The following is a 17,753-nucleotide window of genomic DNA, read 5'->3' as shown; positions in this document are numbered from 1 at the left end:
TCAGCTAGCTGAGGAACCCCATGGCGTACTCCTACTCTGAGAAAAAACGTATTCGCAAGGATTTTGGTAAACGGCCGCACGTTCTTGAAGTGCCTTACCTGCTGTCAATCCAATTAGATTCATTTAAAAAATTCATCGAGCCGGATCCAGAAGGCAATAATGGCCTGGAAGCGGCATTTCGCTCAGTATTTCCAATTACCGCATATTCAGGTAATTCGGAACTGCAGTACGTGAGCTATCACCTTGGTACGCCAGTATTTGACGTGAAAGAATGTCAAATTCGCGGCATTACCTACGCAGCTCCTTTGCGGGTTAAACTGCGCCTGGTTCTTTTTGATAAAGAAGCAGCGGCAGGTACCGTTAAAGATATCAAAGAGCAAGAAGTCTACATGGGTGAAATCCCATTGATGACCGAAAACGGTACCTTTGTAATCAATGGTACTGAACGGGTTATCGTTTCTCAGTTGCACCGTTCACCAGGTGTATTCTTTGACCACGACAAAGGTAAGACCCACTCATCAGGTAAAGTGTTGTATAACGCACGCGTTATTCCTTACCGTGGTTCTTGGTTGGATTTTGAATTCGACCCGAAAGATAACGTATTCGTACGTATCGACCGTCGTCGTAAACTTCCGGCGTCAATCATTCTTCGTGCCTTAGAATATGGTACTGAAGAAATCCTTGATATGTTCTTCGACACCACGTATTTCCAATTCCGTGCGAAGAAAATCTTCATGCAGCTCGTGCCAGAACGCTTACGTGGCGAAACTGCGAAGTTTGATATCAAGAACGACGATGGTGAAATCATCGTTGAGAAAGGCCGTCGTATTACTGCGCGTCATATCAACCAAATCGCAAGCCTGAATCAACCAGAAATGGAAGTTCCGCTTGAATACTTGGTTGGTAAAGTATTGGCGAAAAGCTACACCGATAAGAAAACCGGTGAAGTTATTGCAGAAGCAAATGCTGAACTAACGCTTGAGTTAATTGCGAAGTTACGTGAAGCTGGCTTTAAAAAGTTTGAAACATTGTTCGTGAACGACCTAGACCATGGGCCGTACATGAGCGAAACCTTGCGCATTGACTCAACCAGCAATCGTTTAGAAGCACTGGTTGAAATTTATCGCATGATGCGTCCAGGCGAGCCGCCAACCAAAGAAGCGGCTGAAACCTTATTTGAAAACTTGTTCTTCAGTGAAGACCGCTATGACTTGTCATCAGTGGGTCGTATGAAGTTCAACCGTCGCTTAGGTCGTGATGACCTGACCGGATCAGGCGTATTAACCAAAGAAGATATCGTCGAAGTTATGAAGAAGCTCATCGAGATCCGTAACGGTCAAGATGAAGTGGATGATATCGATCACTTGGGTAACCGTCGTATCCGTTCAGTCGGCGAAATGGCCGAGAACCAATTCCGTGTAGGTTTGGTTCGTGTAGAGCGCGCAGTAAAAGAGCGCTTAAGCCTTGGCGATTTAGATGGCACCATGCCGCAGGACTTAATTAACGCGAAGCCAATTAGCGCCGCGGTGAAAGAGTTCTTTGGTTCAAGCCAGTTATCTCAGTTTATGGACCAAAACAACCCATTGTCAGAAGTCACGCACAAGCGTCGTATTTCTGCTTTAGGTCCAGGCGGTTTAACGCGTGAGCGTGCCGGTTTCGAAGTGCGTGACGTACATCCAACGCATTACGGCCGTGTGTGCCCAATCGAAACGCCTGAAGGTCCAAACATCGGTTTGATCAACTCATTGTCTACGTTCGCGCGTACCAACGAGTATGGTTTCTTAGAAACGCCGTACCGTCGTATCGACAACGGTGTAGTTACCGATGAAGTAGATTATTTGTCAGCAATCGAAGAAGGAAACTTCGTGATTGCACAGGCAAACGTTGCCTTGAACGATAAAGGTGAATTGATTGAAGACTTGGTTCCATGTCGTCATAAAAACGAATTCACCCTAATGTCTAAAGAGCAAGTTCAGTACATGGACGTTGCTCCGCAGCAGATCGTTTCAATTGCAGCAAGCTTGATTCCGTTCCTTGAACACGATGACGCGAACCGCGCATTGATGGGCTCGAACATGCAACGTCAAGCCGTACCAACGCTGCGCGCTGATAAGCCGTTAGTAGGTACTGGTATTGAACGCACTGTAGCGGTCGACTCAGGTGTTACTGTTGTTGCGAAACGTGGTGGTGTTGTTGAGAAAGTTGACGCCAGCCGTATCGTTGTAAAAGTGAACGAAGAAGAAATGTTGCCTGGCGAAGCCGGTATCGACATTTATAACCTTGTTAAATACACCCGTTCTAACCAGAACACCTGTATTAACCAGACACCTACAGTAAATGTTGGTGAGCCGGTAATGCGTGGCGATGTGTTGGCTGACGGTCCGTCAACTGACATGGGTGAGTTGGCATTGGGTCAAAACTTACGTGTGGCGTTCATGCCATGGAACGGTTACAACTTCGAGGACTCGATTCTAATTTCAGAACGCGTTGTTCAAGAAGACCGTTTAACCACAATTCATATTCAAGAATTGAACTGTGTGGCACGTGACACCAAGCTAGGCGCAGAAGAAGTGACTTCTGACATTCCTAACGTAGGTGAATCGGCTCTGAACAAGCTCGACGAAGCAGGTATTGTTTACGTTGGTGCTGAAGTTTCAGGCGGCGACATCTTGGTTGGTAAAGTAACGCCAAAAGGTGAGACCCAGTTAACGCCAGAAGAGAAACTTCTGCGTGCCATCTTCGGTGAGAAAGCGTCTGACGTGAAAGACAGTTCATTGCGTGTACCTAATGGTGTCACCGGTACTGTAATTGACGTTCAGGTGTTTACGCGTGACGGTGTTGAGAAAGACCATCGCGCGAAGTCAATCGAAGAGATGCAACTCAAACAAGTTAAGAAAGACTTAACCGATGAGTTTAAGATTCTTGAAAAAGGCATCTTTGAGCGGGCGCGTAGCCTGTTGTTGGCAAATGGTTTTGATGAATCGAAACTTGCAGGCCTTGAGCAAAGCAAGTGGTTGACGCAAAACCTGAAGAAAGAAAGTGCCCAACAGCAGCTTGAACAAATTGCGCATCAGTACGAAGAAATTCGCACTGACTTCGACAATAAGTTTGAAAACAAGCGTCGCAAGATTGAGCAAGGCGATGATTTAGCGCCTGGCGTACTTAAGATTGTGAAAGTGTACTTAGCCGTACGTCGCCGTATTCAACCAGGTGATAAACTTGCTGGTCGTCACGGTAACAAAGGTGTTATCTCAACCATTCAACCGGTTGAAGACATGCCGCACGACGAACACGGCACGCCAGTGGATATCGTATTGAACCCACTGGGTGTACCATCGCGGATGAACATTGGTCAGATCCTAGAAACTCACTTAGGTATGGCTGCGCGTGGTATTGGTACCAAAATCGAAAACATGATGAAGCGCCATGCGAAAGTTGCTGAAATGCGTGAATTCTTGCAGAAGGTCTATGCTCTGGGTGAAACCCGTCAAACCGTTGATATTAACGAATTCAGCGATGACGAAGTGTTGCGCCTTGCGGAAAACCTGAAGAAAGGTTTACCGACAGCTACACCTGTATTCGATGGTGCAATCGAAAGTGAAATTAAAGACCTACTGAAACTGGCTGATCTGCCTGAATCTGGTCAGATTACCTTGTACGACGGCCGTACTGGTGAACGTTTTGAGCGTGATGTAACTGTTGGTTACATGTACATGCTGAAACTTAACCACTTGGTTGACGATAAAATGCATGCGCGTTCTACCGGTTCGTACAGCTTGGTTACTCAGCAGCCGCTGGGTGGTAAAGCACAGTTCGGTGGACAGCGCTTCGGTGAGATGGAAGTGTGGGCATTGGAAGCTTACGGTGCTGCTTACACCTTGCAGGAAATGTTGACAGTGAAGTCGGACGACGTAAACGGTCGTACGAAGATGTACAAAAACATTGTCGACAACGATCTGCGCATGGAAGCAGGTATGCCGGAGTCCTTCAACGTACTTCTGAAGGAAATCCGCTCGCTTGGTATCAACATCGAGTTGGACCAAGACTGAGACACCACCGGACGCTATTTGCCAGGAGATAAATCGTGAAAGACTTATTAAAGTTTTTAAAACCGACTAACCAGACTGAAGAGTTCGATGCAATTCGCATCGGACTCGCGTCGCCGGACATGATCCGCAGCTGGTCTTTCGGTGAAGTGAAAAAGCCAGAAACAATCAACTACCGTACGTTCAAACCAGAGCGTGACGGGTTGTTTTGTGCGCGCATTTTCGGCCCGGTAAAAGACTACGAGTGCTTGTGTGGTAAATACAAGCGCTTGAAGCACCGCGGTGTGATCTGTGAGAAGTGTGGCGTTGAAGTTACACTGACCAAAGTACGTCGTGAACGTATGGGTCACATTGAGCTGGCCAGCCCAGTTGCTCACATTTGGTTCTTGAAATCATTGCCAAGCCGCATCGGCTTGATGCTTGATATGACGTTACGTGATATCGAGCGCGTACTGTATTTCGAATCATACGTAGTAACCGAAGCGGGCATGACTGATCTTGAACGCGGCCAGATTCTTACTGAAGAAGAATACTTGGATGCGCTCGAAGCTCATGGTGACGAGTTTGAAGCGAAGATGGGTGCTGAAGCTGTGTTGTCACTGCTTCAACACATTGATATCGAAGGCGATATCAAACAGCTTCGTGAAGAGCTTCCAGAAACGAATTCTGAAACCAAGCGTAAGAAAATCAGCAAGCGTTTGAAGCTGCTTGAATCATTCCATAACTCAGGCAACAAGCCAGAGTGGATGATCTTGAAAGTGCTACCAGTATTGCCACCGGACTTGCGTCCTTTGGTACCGTTGGATGGTGGCCGCTTCGCAACCTCTGATTTGAACGACTTGTACCGCCGTGTGATTAACCGGAACAACCGTCTTAAGCGTCTACTTGACCTTGCGGCGCCGGACATCATTGTGCGTAACGAAAAACGTATGCTGCAAGAAGCAGTTGATGCGTTGTTGGATAACGGCCGTCGCGGCCGCGCCATTACCGGCACCAACAAGCGTCCGCTGAAATCTTTGGCAGACATGATTAAAGGTAAACAGGGTCGTTTCCGTCAAAACCTGTTGGGTAAACGTGTTGACTACTCAGGCCGTTCAGTAATTACTGTTGGTCCTAAGTTGCGTTTACACCAGTGTGGTTTGCCGAAGAAAATGGCACTGGAACTCTTCAAACCATTTATTTATGGCAAGCTTGAAGGCCGTGGTTTAGCGACCACCATTAAAGCTGCTAAGAAAATGGTAGAGCGCGAAATTCCAGAAGTATGGGACGTGCTTGATGAAGTAATCAAAGAACACCCGGTGATGCTAAACCGTGCACCAACGTTGCACCGTTTGGGTATCCAGGCGTTCGAACCAGTACTTATCGAAGGTAAGGCAATTCAGTTGCACCCACTTGTGTGTGCGGCCTATAACGCCGACTTCGATGGTGACCAAATGGCGGTTCACTTACCATTAACGCTAGAAGCGCAGCTTGAAGCGCGCGCGTTGATGATGTCAACCAACAACATTTTGTCACCAGCAAGTGGTGATCCAATTATCGTACCTTCACAGGACGTTGTATTGGGTCTGTACTACATGACGCGTGAAAAAATCAATGCGAAAGGCGAAGGTATGGCGTTTAAAAACGCGAAGGAAGCTGAAAAAGCTTACCGTACCCAATGTGCCGAATTGCATGCACGCGTAAAAGTACGTATCACTGAAACGCTTACTGATGAAGAAGGCGTAACAACGACGACGACAAAACTTTATGACACAACTGTGGGTCGTGCAATTTTGTCTCTGATTCTGCCTTTAGGTATGCCGTTTGACATGATCAATCAGTCAATGGGCAAAAAGCAGATCGGCCGTTTGTTAAACCGTTCTTATCGCGACTTAGGTTTGAAACCTACGGTAATTTTTGCTGACCAAATCATGTATACCGGCTTCCATTACGCGATGATCGCGGGTGCGTCTGTTGGTATTGATGACATGGTTATCCCAGCTGCGAAGAAACACATTATCGACGCTGCAGAAGAAGAAGTTGCTGAAATTCAGGAACAATTCGAGCAGGGCTTGGTAACCGCGGGTGAGAAGTACAACAAAGTTATCGATATTTGGTCGACCGCGAACGAGAAAGTTTCTAAGGCAATGATGGACAACTTGTCCAAAGAAACTGTTATCAACGCGAAAGGCGAAGAAGAACAGCAAGACTCGTTCAACTCGGTCTATATGATGGCTGACTCTGGTGCTCGTGGTAGCCCAGCGCAGATTCGTCAGTTGGCTGGTATGCGTGGTCTGATGGCGAAGCCAGATGGCTCCATCATCGAAACACCAATCACCGCAAACTTCCGTGAAGGTTTGAACGTACTTCAGTACTTCATCTCAACTCACGGTGCGCGTAAAGGTTTGGCCGATACCGCATTGAAGACAGCGAACTCAGGTTACCTGACACGCCGTTTGGTTGACGTTGCGCAAGACGTTGTAATTGTTGAAGACGATTGTGGCACCGAAGATGGTTTGTTCATCAAACCGTTGATTGAAGGTGGTGACGTTGTAGAGCCATTGCGTGAACGTGTATTGGGTCGTGTAGTTTGTGACGACGTGATGATGCCTGGCAGTGAGAAAGAAGTTCTGATTCCGCGTAACACATTGTTAGACGAAAAAATGTGTGACGTGTTGGAACAAAACTCTGTTGACCAAGTTAAAGTTCGCTCGGTTATTACCTGTGACACTGATTTCGGTGTTTGTGCGAACTGTTACGGTCGTGACCTTGCTCGTGGCCACTTGGTTAACCAAGGTGAAGCAGTTGGTGTTATCGCTGCTCAGTCAATCGGTGAGCCAGGTACACAGTTAACCATGCGTACCTTCCACATTGGTGGTGCTGCATCGCGTGACTCTGCTGCGAACAACATTCAAGTTAAAAACAACGGTACTTTGAAACTTCATAACGCCAAGTATGTAGAAAACAGTGACAGCCATTTGGTTATCACCTCGCGTTCTACAGAATTGACGCTAATTGATGAGTTCGGCCGTGAGCGCGAACGCTACAAAGTACCGTACGGTGCCATCCTCAAGAAAAATGAAGGTGACACGGTCGACTCTGGCGAAATCGTTGCTAACTGGGATCCGCACACGCACCCAATTATCACCGAGGTAGCGGGTCGTCTGAAGTTTGTCGACTTAATCGATGGCGTAACCATGACCCGTCAAACCGACGAGCTGACTGGCCTCTCAAGCATTGTTGTGCTTGAAACAGGTCAACGTACCAGCGCCGGTAAAGACATGCGTCCAATGGTTAAATTGGTCGACGCGAAAGGTAAAGACGTAAACATCGTTGGTACGGATATGCCAGCGCAATACTTCTTGCCAGGTAACGCGATCATTAACCTTGAAGACAACGCTGAAGTGAAAGTTGGTGATACGGTTGCACGTATTCCGCAAGAAGGTTCAAAAACTCGCGATATTACCGGTGGTTTGCCGCGCGTTGCCGACTTGTTCGAAGCACGTCGTCCGAAAGAGCCAGCTATTTTGGCAGAAGTCTCAGGTACTGTTAGCTTTGGTAAAGAAACCAAAGGTAAGCGCCGCTTGATCATCACCCGTCCAGAGGGTGGCGATCATTACGAAGAGATGATTCCGAAGTATCGCCAGCTGAACATCTTCGAAGGTGAGCAAGTGACTAAAGGTGAAGTTATTGCCGATGGTCCTGAAGCACCGCATGATATCTTGCGTCTACGTGGCGTAAGCGCATTAGCGAACTATATCGTGAACGAAGTGCAGGAAGTTTACCGCTTACAGGGCGTTAAGATTAACGATAAGCACATCGAGACCATCGTGCGTCAGATGCTGCGTAAGGCGATTATCTTGAACCCAGGCGAAACTGAGCTGCTGGAAGGCGAAATGATGGAGCTTTCAGAAGTACTTGCTGCGAACGTGAAAGCGGAAGCAGAAGGCAAAGTACCATCAAGCTATGAGCGTCAATTGCTAGGTATCACCAAAGCTTCATTGTCGACTGAGTCGTTCATCTCTGCCGCGTCGTTCCAAGAAACGACACGTGTATTGACCGAAGCAGCTGTACAAGGCAAGCAAGATCCTCTACGCGGCTTGAAAGAGAACGTTATTGTGGGTCGTTTGATTCCTGCTGGTACCGGTTTTGCCTACCATCGCGAACGTGCGCGCAAGCGTGCCGAAGCACTGGCTGGTAGTATCGAAGCACCGCGTTTGACTGCAGAAGAAGCAGAACAGCAATTAGCTGACGCTTTAAATGCAGGAAATGATGCAGCGGATAACGGCGATAAGTCTGAATAAGCAGTCGCTTAGCAGTACCCAAAGTATGGAAAAAGGCCGGTCGAATCATCGACTGGCCTTTTTATTTCCGTCGCTTTTCCTTGACAGTCCAATTATTGACCATTAAAATTCGGCCTCCCCATATTTGGGCGTTAAGCCCGTGGTTTGCTTTTAGCAGGCCAAAAATAAGGGGAAATTTGGATTTTTCATTCTGTTGAGCGACATCAACATAAGTCAGGAGTAATGAATGGCAACAGTTAACCAGCTGGTGCGCAAAGGTCGTCAAAAGCCGGTTGTGAAAAGCAACGTACCGGCACTTGAGGCTTGCCCACAAAAACGCGGTGTATGTACCCGTGTTTATACAACCACCCCAAAGAAGCCAAACTCTGCACTGCGTAAAGTATGCCGTGTACGTTTGACTAACGGTTTCGAAGTTTCTTCGTACATCGGTGGTGAAGGTCACAACCTGCAAGAGCACTCTGTCGTATTGATTCGCGGCGGCCGTGTAAAAGACTTGCCAGGTGTTCGTTATCATACAGTTCGTGGTGCTTTAGACTGTGCAGGCGTAAATGATCGCCGCCAAGCTCGTTCAAAGTACGGCGCAAAACGGCCAAAATCTTAACGGTTCTCCGTTAGTAAGGCCAAACTGTTCATTAGAAAGTTTTGGGTAATAACCTGAATTAATCGGAGAATATTGAGATGCCAAGAAGACGCGTCATAGGTCAACGTAAAATTTTACCAGATCCTAAGTTCGGATCAGAGTTGTTGGCTAAGTTCATCAATGTCGTCATGGTTGACGGCAAAAAATCTGTCGCTGAAAACATTATTTACGGTGCGTTAGACATCCTGACTGAGAAGTCGGGTAAAGACCACCTTGAAATTTTTGAAACTGCGCTGGACAACGTTCGTCCTACTGTCGAGGTTAAATCTCGTCGTGTTGGTGGTTCAACCTACCAAGTACCAGTAGAAGTACGTCCTGTTCGCCGCAATGCACTGGCTATGCGCTGGTTAGTTGATGCTGCGCGTACTCGGGGTGAAAAATCCATGGCTCAGCGTCTGGCAGGTGAAATGCTAGATGCATCAGAAAATAAAGGCTCTGCTGTGAAGAAGCGTGAAGACGTCCACCGTATGGCCGAAGCGAACAAAGCGTTCGCACACTATCGCTGGTAAATTCACAGTTAACCCAAAGAGGAATTTATGGCTCGACAAACATCGATTGAGCGCTACCGTAATATCGGTATCTGTGCTCACGTAGACGCAGGTAAAACAACCACCACTGAACGTGTGTTGTTCTACACCGGCTTGTCTCACAAATTAGGTGAGGTACATGACGGTGCAGCGACTACCGACTGGATGGAGCAAGAACAAGAGCGTGGTATTACTATTACCTCTGCTGCTGTAACTGCTTTCTGGAAAGGTATGGACCAGCAGTTCCCTGAACACCGTATCAACGTTATCGATACTCCAGGACACGTTGACTTCACTATCGAAGTTGAACGTTCACTGCGTGTACTTGATGGCGCTGTAGTGGTGTTGTGTGCATCTTCTGGTGTGCAGCCGCAAACTGAAACAGTTTGGCGTCAGGCGGACAAATACGAAGTACCGCGTATGGTATTCGTAAACAAAATGGACCGTGCTGGTGCAGATTTCTTGCGCGTAGTAGGCCAAATCAAAACCCGCTTAGCAGCGGTTCCTGTACCAATCCATTTACCGATTGGCGCGGAAGACCACTTCAAAGGCGTTATTGATTTGATCAAAATGAAAGCTATCAACTGGAATGAAGAAGACCAGGGTATGACTTTCAGCTACGAAGAGATTCCAGCAGAACTACGTGAAGAAGCAGATGCGTATCACGCAGAGCTTGTTGAAGCAGCCGCCGAAGCTAACGAAGAGTTGATGAACAAGTACCTTGAAGAAGGTGATTTGACTGAAGCTGAAATCAAAGCTGGTTTGCGTGCACGTACTCTGAACAACGAAATCATTTTGTGCCTATGTGGTTCTGCATTTAAGAACAAGGGTGTTCAAGCAATGCTTGACGCGGTTATCGAATACTTACCTTCACCAACTGAAGTTAAGGCGATCCGCGGTATTCTTGACGACGAATCTGAAGGCGTGCGTAAGTCATCTGATGACGAGCCGTTCTCAGCGTTGGCGTTCAAGATTGCAACTGACCCGTTCGTAGGTACTTTAACCTTCTTGCGCGTTTACTCGGGCGTTCTGTCTCAGGGCGACACCGTGTATAACCCAGTGAAGAGCAAGCGCGAGCGTATCGGCCGTATGGTACAGATGCACGCAAACGACCGTAAAGAAATCAAAGAAATCTTGGCGGGCGACATTGCAGCAGCTATCGGTTTGAAAGATGTAACTACCGGTGACACCTTGTGTGACCCGAACAACATCATCACGCTAGAGCGTATGGAGTTCCCAGAGCCAGTAATCTCTGTTGCTGTAGAACCAAAAACTAAAGCTGACCAAGAAAAAATGGGTATTGCTTTAGGTAAATTGGCTGCAGAAGATCCATCGTTCCGCGTTAAAACTGATGAAGAATCAGGCCAAACCATTATTTCTGGTATGGGCGAGCTTCACTTAGACATCATCGTTGACCGTATGAAGCGTGAATTCAAAGTTGAATGTAACGTTGGTAAACCACAGGTTGCGTACCGTGAAACTATCCGCCAAGCAGTGGAAGTTGAAGGTAAGTTCGTACGTCAATCAGGTGGTCGCGGTCAGTTTGGTCACGTTTGGTTGAAAATTGAACCAATGGAATTTGACGCAAACGATGATGACGCGCCGAACTATCAGTTCGTGAACGAAATCGTTGGTGGTGTAGTACCGAAGGAATACATCCCTGCGGTAGATAAAGGTATCCAAGAGCAAATGCAGAATGGTGTAATTGCTGGTTACCCAGTACTTGGCGTGAAAGCGACCTTGTACGATGGTTCATACCACGATGTCGACTCATCAGAAATGGCATTTAAGATCGCAGGTAGCATGGCATTTAAGAAAGGTGCCCAACAAGCTCGCCCAGCGCTTCTTGAACCAATGATGAAAGTTGAAGTAGTTACCCCTGAAGACTTCATGGGTGACGTGGTTGGTGACTTGAACCGTCGTCGCGGTATCATCGAGGGTATGGAAGATGGCCCTGGTGGACTGAAAGAGGTACGTGCACAAGTTCCATTATCAGAAATGTTCGGTTACGCTACTGACCTGCGTTCGCAGACTCAGGGCCGTGCATCTTATGCAATGGAATTCTTGAAGTACGCTGAAGCACCAAACAACATTGCTGAGCAGGTTATTTCTGCTCGTCAAACTAAAGATTAAGTAGAGTCTGGTCCGGTTCTTTAAGGGACCGGACTTTTAACTTAAGTTAAGGAAAAGTCATGGCTAAAGAAAAATTTGAACGTTCCAAACCGCACGTTAACGTAGGTACAATCGGCCACGTTGACCACGGTAAAACTACTCTGACCGCTGCGATCACCACGGTATTGGCGAAAACCTACGGTGGTTCAGCACGTGCGTTCGATCAAATCGATAACGCACCAGAAGAAAAAGCACGTGGTATCACCATCGCAACGTCACACGTTGAGTATGATACTCCGGCACGTCACTACGCACACGTAGACTGCCCAGGACACGCTGACTATGTGAAAAACATGATCACCGGTGCTGCGCAGATGGACGGCGCTATCTTGGTAGTAGCTGCGACTGACGGCCCAATGCCACAAACGCGTGAGCACATCTTGTTGTCACGTCAGGTAGGCGTTCCATACATCATCGTATTCATGAACAAATGTGACATGGTAGACGATGAAGAGTTGTTGGAATTGGTAGAGATGGAAGTTCGTGAACTTCTTTCAGAATACGATTTCCCAGGCGACGATTTGCCAGTAATCCAAGGTTCAGCATTGAAAGCATTGGAAGGCGAAGAGAAGTGGGAAGCGAAGATTGTAGAATTGGCAGAAGCATTGGATTCATACATTCCAGAGCCAGAGCGTGATATCGATAAGCCGTTCATCATGCCAATCGAAGACGTATTCTCAATCTCAGGCCGTGGTACAGTAGTAACAGGTCGTGTAGAGCGCGGTATCGTTCGTACTGGTGACGAAGTAGAAATCGTAGGTATCCAAGATACTACGAAGACAATCGTAACTGGTGTAGAGATGTTCCGTAAGTTGCTTGACGAAGGTCGTGCAGGTGAGAACATTGGTGCGTTGTTGCGTGGTACGAAGCGTGACGAAATTCAACGTGGCCAAGTATTGGCGAAGCCAGGTTCAATCACTCCACACACGCAGTTCGAAGCAGAAGTGTATGTATTGACCAAAGAAGAAGGCGGACGTCACACTCCATTCTTCAAAGGCTATCGTCCACAGTTCTACTTCCGTACTACTGACGTAACTGGTGCAGTACAGTTGCCAGAAGGCGTAGAAATGGTAATGCCAGGCGACAACTTGAAATTTGTTGTTGAACTGATTCACCCAATCGCGATGGACGAAGGTTTACGCTTCGCAATCCGTGAAGGTGGCCGTACAGTAGGCGCAGGCGTAGTATCTAAGATCATCGCTTAATGTGCAGAGGTATCCGTTTACGGATATTGATGAAAGGGGAGCTTCGGCTCCCTTTTTTAATTGCAAAAGCGTTAAACGTTATTCGTGCGTTCACTGCGTTCACTGTTCGTCCGTTCGGCTTCGCCTCACTATTCGAAGTATTTTGCCGAACAGCGAAGCGGACGAACAGCGTAGCGCACGAATAACGAATAACGAACAGCGATTAACGAACTTGACATTACTGCCGTTAACGTAAACGATAGTTGCAATGAAAATGGAGTGCAATTACCGTTGAAGCATCTAATTAAAATAATAATAGCTTTGGGCTTTGCCCTTCCAGCGATCGCAGACCCCATCAATGTACGTGTAGCGGCGTTTGAATTTCCGCCGTATTATTCCGACACCATGGATAGCCATCTTATTGGCGAGGTGTTGAATGAGCTTAACAATATTCAAGATAAGTACCTGTTCACACTTGAGCGCGTTGCGCCAAACGGCCGCTATTTTGCTTTAAGCGAAAAAGGCTGTTGTGATTTGATGCTATTTGAAGACCCAAGTTGGGGCTGGCAGGACGCTGAATATCCGGTAGAAGTTACTGAACCCTTATTGATAGGTCGCGAACGCTTTGTTGCTATGAAGCAAATCAATAGAGGCCAGCAGTTTTTTGAAACTAAGGGGCTTCGATTCGGCGGTATTGTTGGCTATCACTATCCATTTGCTGCCAACGAAAAGGATAACCGTGTACTCGAAGAGCAATACGGGATTTACTTAACCCATTCGCACCACGCAAACTTACGCATGCTTATGAATGGACGTCTTGATCTCATCATGTTGGCAGATGACTTTATTCAGACCATGTTGACGGAAACAGAACGCGAACAGCTGCTGTTGTCGGACAAGCCTTATGGAGTTTATAAGTTACGGGCTGTGATTAGTGCTGGGAAAACGGTAAAACCGAGCGAGTTTAAGCGCTTTCTCAAGCAATTGAAGCAACAAGGTAAATTGATGGAAATCTTTCAGCGTTTTCACGTAAAAACGGAACCAGGCTTGTCTTAATAGACGCTTAAACCTAACTTATTGGCCAGCTCGCGAATCATAAACATGCTGCGCGCCGAGTTGCCGAAGGCATTCAAGGGTGGACTCCAGGCACATATCACGCCGTAGTCCGGTACAATCGCAATAATTCCTCCGCCAACGCCACTTTTAGCTGGTAACCCGACTGTAAAGGCGAACTGTCCTGATTGATCGTACATGCCACTGGTGCTCAATAGCGCATTAACGCGCTGAGCGTCTCTGTGTGATGTTATCTGAGCGCCGGTGCGCGGACACACGCCTCGGTTCGCTAAGAACGCTAGACTGCGTGCCAGGTCTTCTGTGGTCATGGTCAAGGCGCATTGCCAAAAATAATGATCAAGCACCTCTTCCACATCCGATTCGATATTGCCAAAACTCTTCATCAAATAGGCTAAAGCCGAGTTGCGTGAGCCGTGTTCGCGTTCAGATTCGTGAACCCGCGAGTCGACACATACATTATCACTGCCACATAAGCTACGTACCATGCTCAATAAGGCTGATTTACTGGCGGAGTAGTGACTGACAAGTACGTCGCTCACTAAAATGGCACCCGCGTTAATCATTGGATTACGGGGGATGCCCTTCTCCCACTCTAACTGCACAATTGAGTTGAACGGTTGGCCAGAGGGTTCCATTTGTACGCGGTCCCAAAGCGGATCGCCCAAACGTTCCATGGCTAACATGAGTCCGAATATTTTAGAAATCGACTGAATAGAAAAGGGCGTCGTAGTATCACCAACCGAAGTGACATTCCCGTCGAGCGTTGCTACCGTCAGCGCGCAATACTCTGGATTCACTTCAGCTAAAGCCGGAATGTAATCAGCGACTTTTCCTTCGTTCACGCTCAAGGCTTGCTGCAAAATCTTTTCCAACAAGGGCTTCAGGTTGTCTGGGGCATGAATCGATTGCCCGCCGCTGATCACATCTTTGCTCATTTCGCCTTCAATAATGGTTTTAGGAAGCGTGCGGTATGCGAACGTTCACAATCAACGATATCTTCTGGCGCACCTGCCGTCAAAATCTCACCACCACCTGAGCCGCCCTCTGGGCCTAAATCGATGATCCAATCAGCCGTTTTAATCACATCAAGATTGTGCTCAATGATGACAATGGTGTTGCCGTGATCGCGTAACCGGTGCAATACGGTAAGCAACTGTTGAATATCATGAAAATGCAGGCCGGTGGTCGGCTCATCAAGGATATACAAAGTTTTACCGGTATCGCGTTTCGACAGTTCGCGCGCCAATTTAACCCGCTGTGCTTCGCCGCCAGAAAGGGTCGTTGCAGATTGCCCCAAACGAATATAAGACAAACCTACGTCGATAAGTGTTTGTAACTTGCGCGCGATAGCTGGAATGGGTGCGAAAAACTCGCGCGCATCTTCAACGGTCATATCCAGCACTTCGTGAATGCTTTTGCCTTTGTATTTAATTTCTAATGTTTCACGATTATAGCGTTTGCCTTTACAGACATCGCATGGCACATACACATCAGGTAAGAAGTGCATTTCAACCTTAATCACGCCGTCACCTTGGCAGGCCTCGCAGCGTCCGCCGCGCACGTTAAAGCTGAAGCGTCCAACTTTATACCCACGCGAACGTGCTTCTTCCGTACCCGCATAGAGTTCACGAATGGGGGTAAAAATGCCAGTGTAAGTCGCTGGATTTGAACGCGGTGTACGGCCGATAGGGCTTTGGTCGATATCCACCACTTTATCTAAGAACTGCATGCCATCGATACTTGCGTATGGTGCTGGCTCATTAGCTGTTGCTTTGTTCAGCTCACGGTGTGCAATGCGGAACAAGGTGTCGTTAATCAGGGTCGATTTACCGGAGCCGGAAACGCCCGTTACACAGGTCATTAATCCCGTAGGAATCTTCGCGTCGACGTCTTTCAGGTTGTTCCCGGAGGCGCCCTTAAGGTGAACCCAGTGCTTACCGGGTTTATTGCGTTTTTTAGGTATCTCTATGGCTTTGCGACCCGACAGGTAGTCGCCGGTCAGTGACGCTTCATTGGCCATGATATCTTCATAGTGGCCTTGCGCAATGATCTCACCGCCGTGCACACCAGCACCAGGGCCAATATCGATAACATGGTCGGCTGCGCGTATCGCATCCTCATCGTGTTCGACCACGATGACTGTGTTGCCGAGGTCGCGTAGACGCGTCAAGGTTCCTAACAAGCGTTCGTTATCACGTTGGTGCAAACCAATCGACGGCTCGTCCAGTACGTACATCACGCCAACCAAACCGGCCCCGATTTGTGAGGCAAGTCGAATGCGTTGTGCTTCGCCGCCGGATAAAGTTTCAGCGCTGCGCGAAAGGCTTAAGTAGTTCAAGCCGACGTTGACAAGAAAGCCAAGCCGGTCGTTGATTTCTTTCAATATTTTTTCGGCAATTTGTGCGCGCTGACCTTCCAGTTCAAGCTGTTCAAAAAAGGCGAGGGCATCGCCTATTGAGCGCTCAACCACTTGAGGTAACGTGGTGTCGTTCACATACACATGGCGCGCTTCCTGGCGCAAACGAGCACCGTTACAACTCTTACAGGGTTGTGACGCTAAATATTTCGACAAGTCTTCACGTACCGCCATGGAGTCGGTTTCACGGTAACGGCGCTGCATGTTGGGAATAATCCCTTCAAATGCGTGCGTGCGGGCAACGCGGTCGCCGCGGTCATTCATATAGGTGAATTCAATTTCCTCTTTGCCACTGCCAAACAGCACAACCTTTTGGTGTTCTTCACTGATACTTGCAAAAGGTTTGTTGAGGTCAAATTTATAGTGGCGCGACAGTGACTGCAGCATTTGATAGTAATAAAAATTACGTTTGTCCCAGCCGCGAATTGCGCCGCCAGTTAAACTGAGTTCCGGGTTCGTTACCACTTTTGCCGGGTCAAAAAACTGCTCAATACCCAGCCCGTCGCACGAACCGCACGCGCCGGCCGGGTTGTTGAACGAAAACAACCGTGGTTCCAATTCTTGCATACTGTAACCGCAATGCGGGCAGGCAAAGTTGGCCGAAAATACAATATCAGCAACATCTGAATCAGTTTCCATGGGCACCACCAAGGCCGTGCCACCACTTAATTCCAATGCCGTTTCAAATGACTCAGCTAACCGTAGCCCTAAGCCTTCACGCACTTTAATTCGGTCGACGACCACCTCAATGGTGTGCTTCTTTTGCAGCTCCAGTTTTGGCGGATCGCTCAAGTCGCAGAGCTCGCCATCAATGCGGGCGCGGATAAAACCTTGCGCGGCAAGGTTTTCAAGTACCTTGGTGTGTTCCCCTTTACGCTCCTGAATGATCGGGGCCACAATCATCAGCTTTTCACCTTCAGGTAAAGCCAATACTTGGTCGACCATTTGCGAAACCGTTTGTGCCGCCAACGCAACATTGTGTGTTGGGCAACGGGGTTCACCGACCCGTGCGAACATTAAGCGCAAGTAATCATAAATTTCGGTAATGGTACCCACGGTTGAACGTGGGTTGTGAGACGTTGATTTCTGTTCAATGGAAATGGCGGGTGACAACCCTTCAATGCTATCAACATCAGGTTTTTCCATGAGTGACAAAAACTGACGTGCGTAGGCCGACAGGGACTCAACGTAGCGACGCTGACCTTCAGCATAAAGAGTATCAAACGCTAGCGACGACTTACCCGAGCCAGACAGCCCCGTAATAACCACCAATTTGTCACGCGGTATGGTCACATTGATGTTTTTCAGGTTGTGGGTGCGGGCACCGCGGATTTCTATTTTATCCATGAGAACTACAACTCTCCGTTGCCAATAACAAGCGATTGAATGAAACGAGTATTATCGCACAACC

The 17,753-nt window shown here is 47.8% G+C and carries 9 protein-coding genes; 7 read left to right on the top strand and 2 right to left on the bottom strand.

Annotated features, from left to right (window positions below; genetic code table 11):
• Positions 1–20: 20 nt before the first annotated feature.
• The 7 genes from rpoB to EGC76_RS06605 all read left to right on the top strand — a co-directional run bounded on the left by rpoB (position 21) and on the right by EGC76_RS06605 (position 13,908).
• A complete protein-coding gene (gene rpoB / locus EGC76_RS06635; protein ID WP_128352220.1) occupies positions 21–4,049 on the top strand; it encodes a DNA-directed RNA polymerase subunit beta in 4,029 nt (1,342 codons plus the stop codon).
• A gap of 35 nt (positions 4,050–4,084) precedes the next feature.
• Positions 4,085–8,329: a DNA-directed RNA polymerase subunit beta' gene (gene rpoC, locus EGC76_RS06630; protein ID WP_128352219.1), complete on the top strand. Its 4,245-nt coding sequence runs from the start codon at positions 4,085–4,087 to the stop codon at positions 8,327–8,329.
• A gap of 226 nt (positions 8,330–8,555) precedes the next feature.
• Entirely contained in the window at positions 8,556–8,930 is a 375-nt protein-coding gene (gene rpsL, locus EGC76_RS06625) for a 30S ribosomal protein S12 (protein WP_128352218.1), read from the top strand.
• Between the two features lie 77 nt (positions 8,931–9,007).
• Entirely contained in the window at positions 9,008–9,478 is a 471-nt protein-coding gene (rpsG, locus tag EGC76_RS06620) for a 30S ribosomal protein S7 (RefSeq protein ID WP_128352217.1), read from the top strand.
• Between the two features lie 27 nt (positions 9,479–9,505).
• Entirely contained in the window at positions 9,506–11,629 is a 2,124-nt protein-coding gene (fusA, locus tag EGC76_RS06615; protein WP_128352216.1) for an elongation factor G, read from the top strand.
• Positions 11,630–11,688: 59 nt separating this feature from the next.
• Positions 11,689–12,873, top strand: coding sequence for an elongation factor Tu (gene tuf / locus EGC76_RS06610; protein WP_128352215.1), 1,185 nt, complete (start codon positions 11,689–11,691; stop codon positions 12,871–12,873).
• A 270-nt stretch (positions 12,874–13,143) separates the two neighbouring features.
• Entirely contained in the window at positions 13,144–13,908 is a 765-nt protein-coding gene (locus EGC76_RS06605) for an ABC transporter substrate-binding protein (RefSeq protein WP_128352214.1), read from the top strand.
• On the opposite strand, the gene glsA is transcribed toward EGC76_RS06605, so the two are convergent.
• Positions 13,905–14,861, bottom strand: a complete 957-nt coding sequence (glsA, locus tag EGC76_RS06600) for a glutaminase A (RefSeq protein ID WP_128352213.1) — start codon at positions 14,859–14,861, stop codon at positions 13,905–13,907. The genes EGC76_RS06605 and glsA overlap by 4 nt on opposite strands.
• Positions 14,858–17,689, bottom strand: coding sequence for an excinuclease ABC subunit UvrA (gene uvrA / locus EGC76_RS06595; protein ID WP_128352212.1), 2,832 nt, complete (start codon positions 17,687–17,689; stop codon positions 14,858–14,860). The genes glsA and uvrA overlap by 4 nt, the downstream gene beginning before the upstream one ends.
• Positions 17,690–17,753: the final 64 nt, after the last annotated feature.

This window comes from Pseudidiomarina gelatinasegens, from assembly GCF_004025325.1.
GTDB lineage: Bacteria > Pseudomonadota > Gammaproteobacteria > Enterobacterales > Alteromonadaceae > Pseudidiomarina > Pseudidiomarina gelatinasegens.
This window is presented reverse-complemented; position numbering and strand designations above follow the sequence as displayed.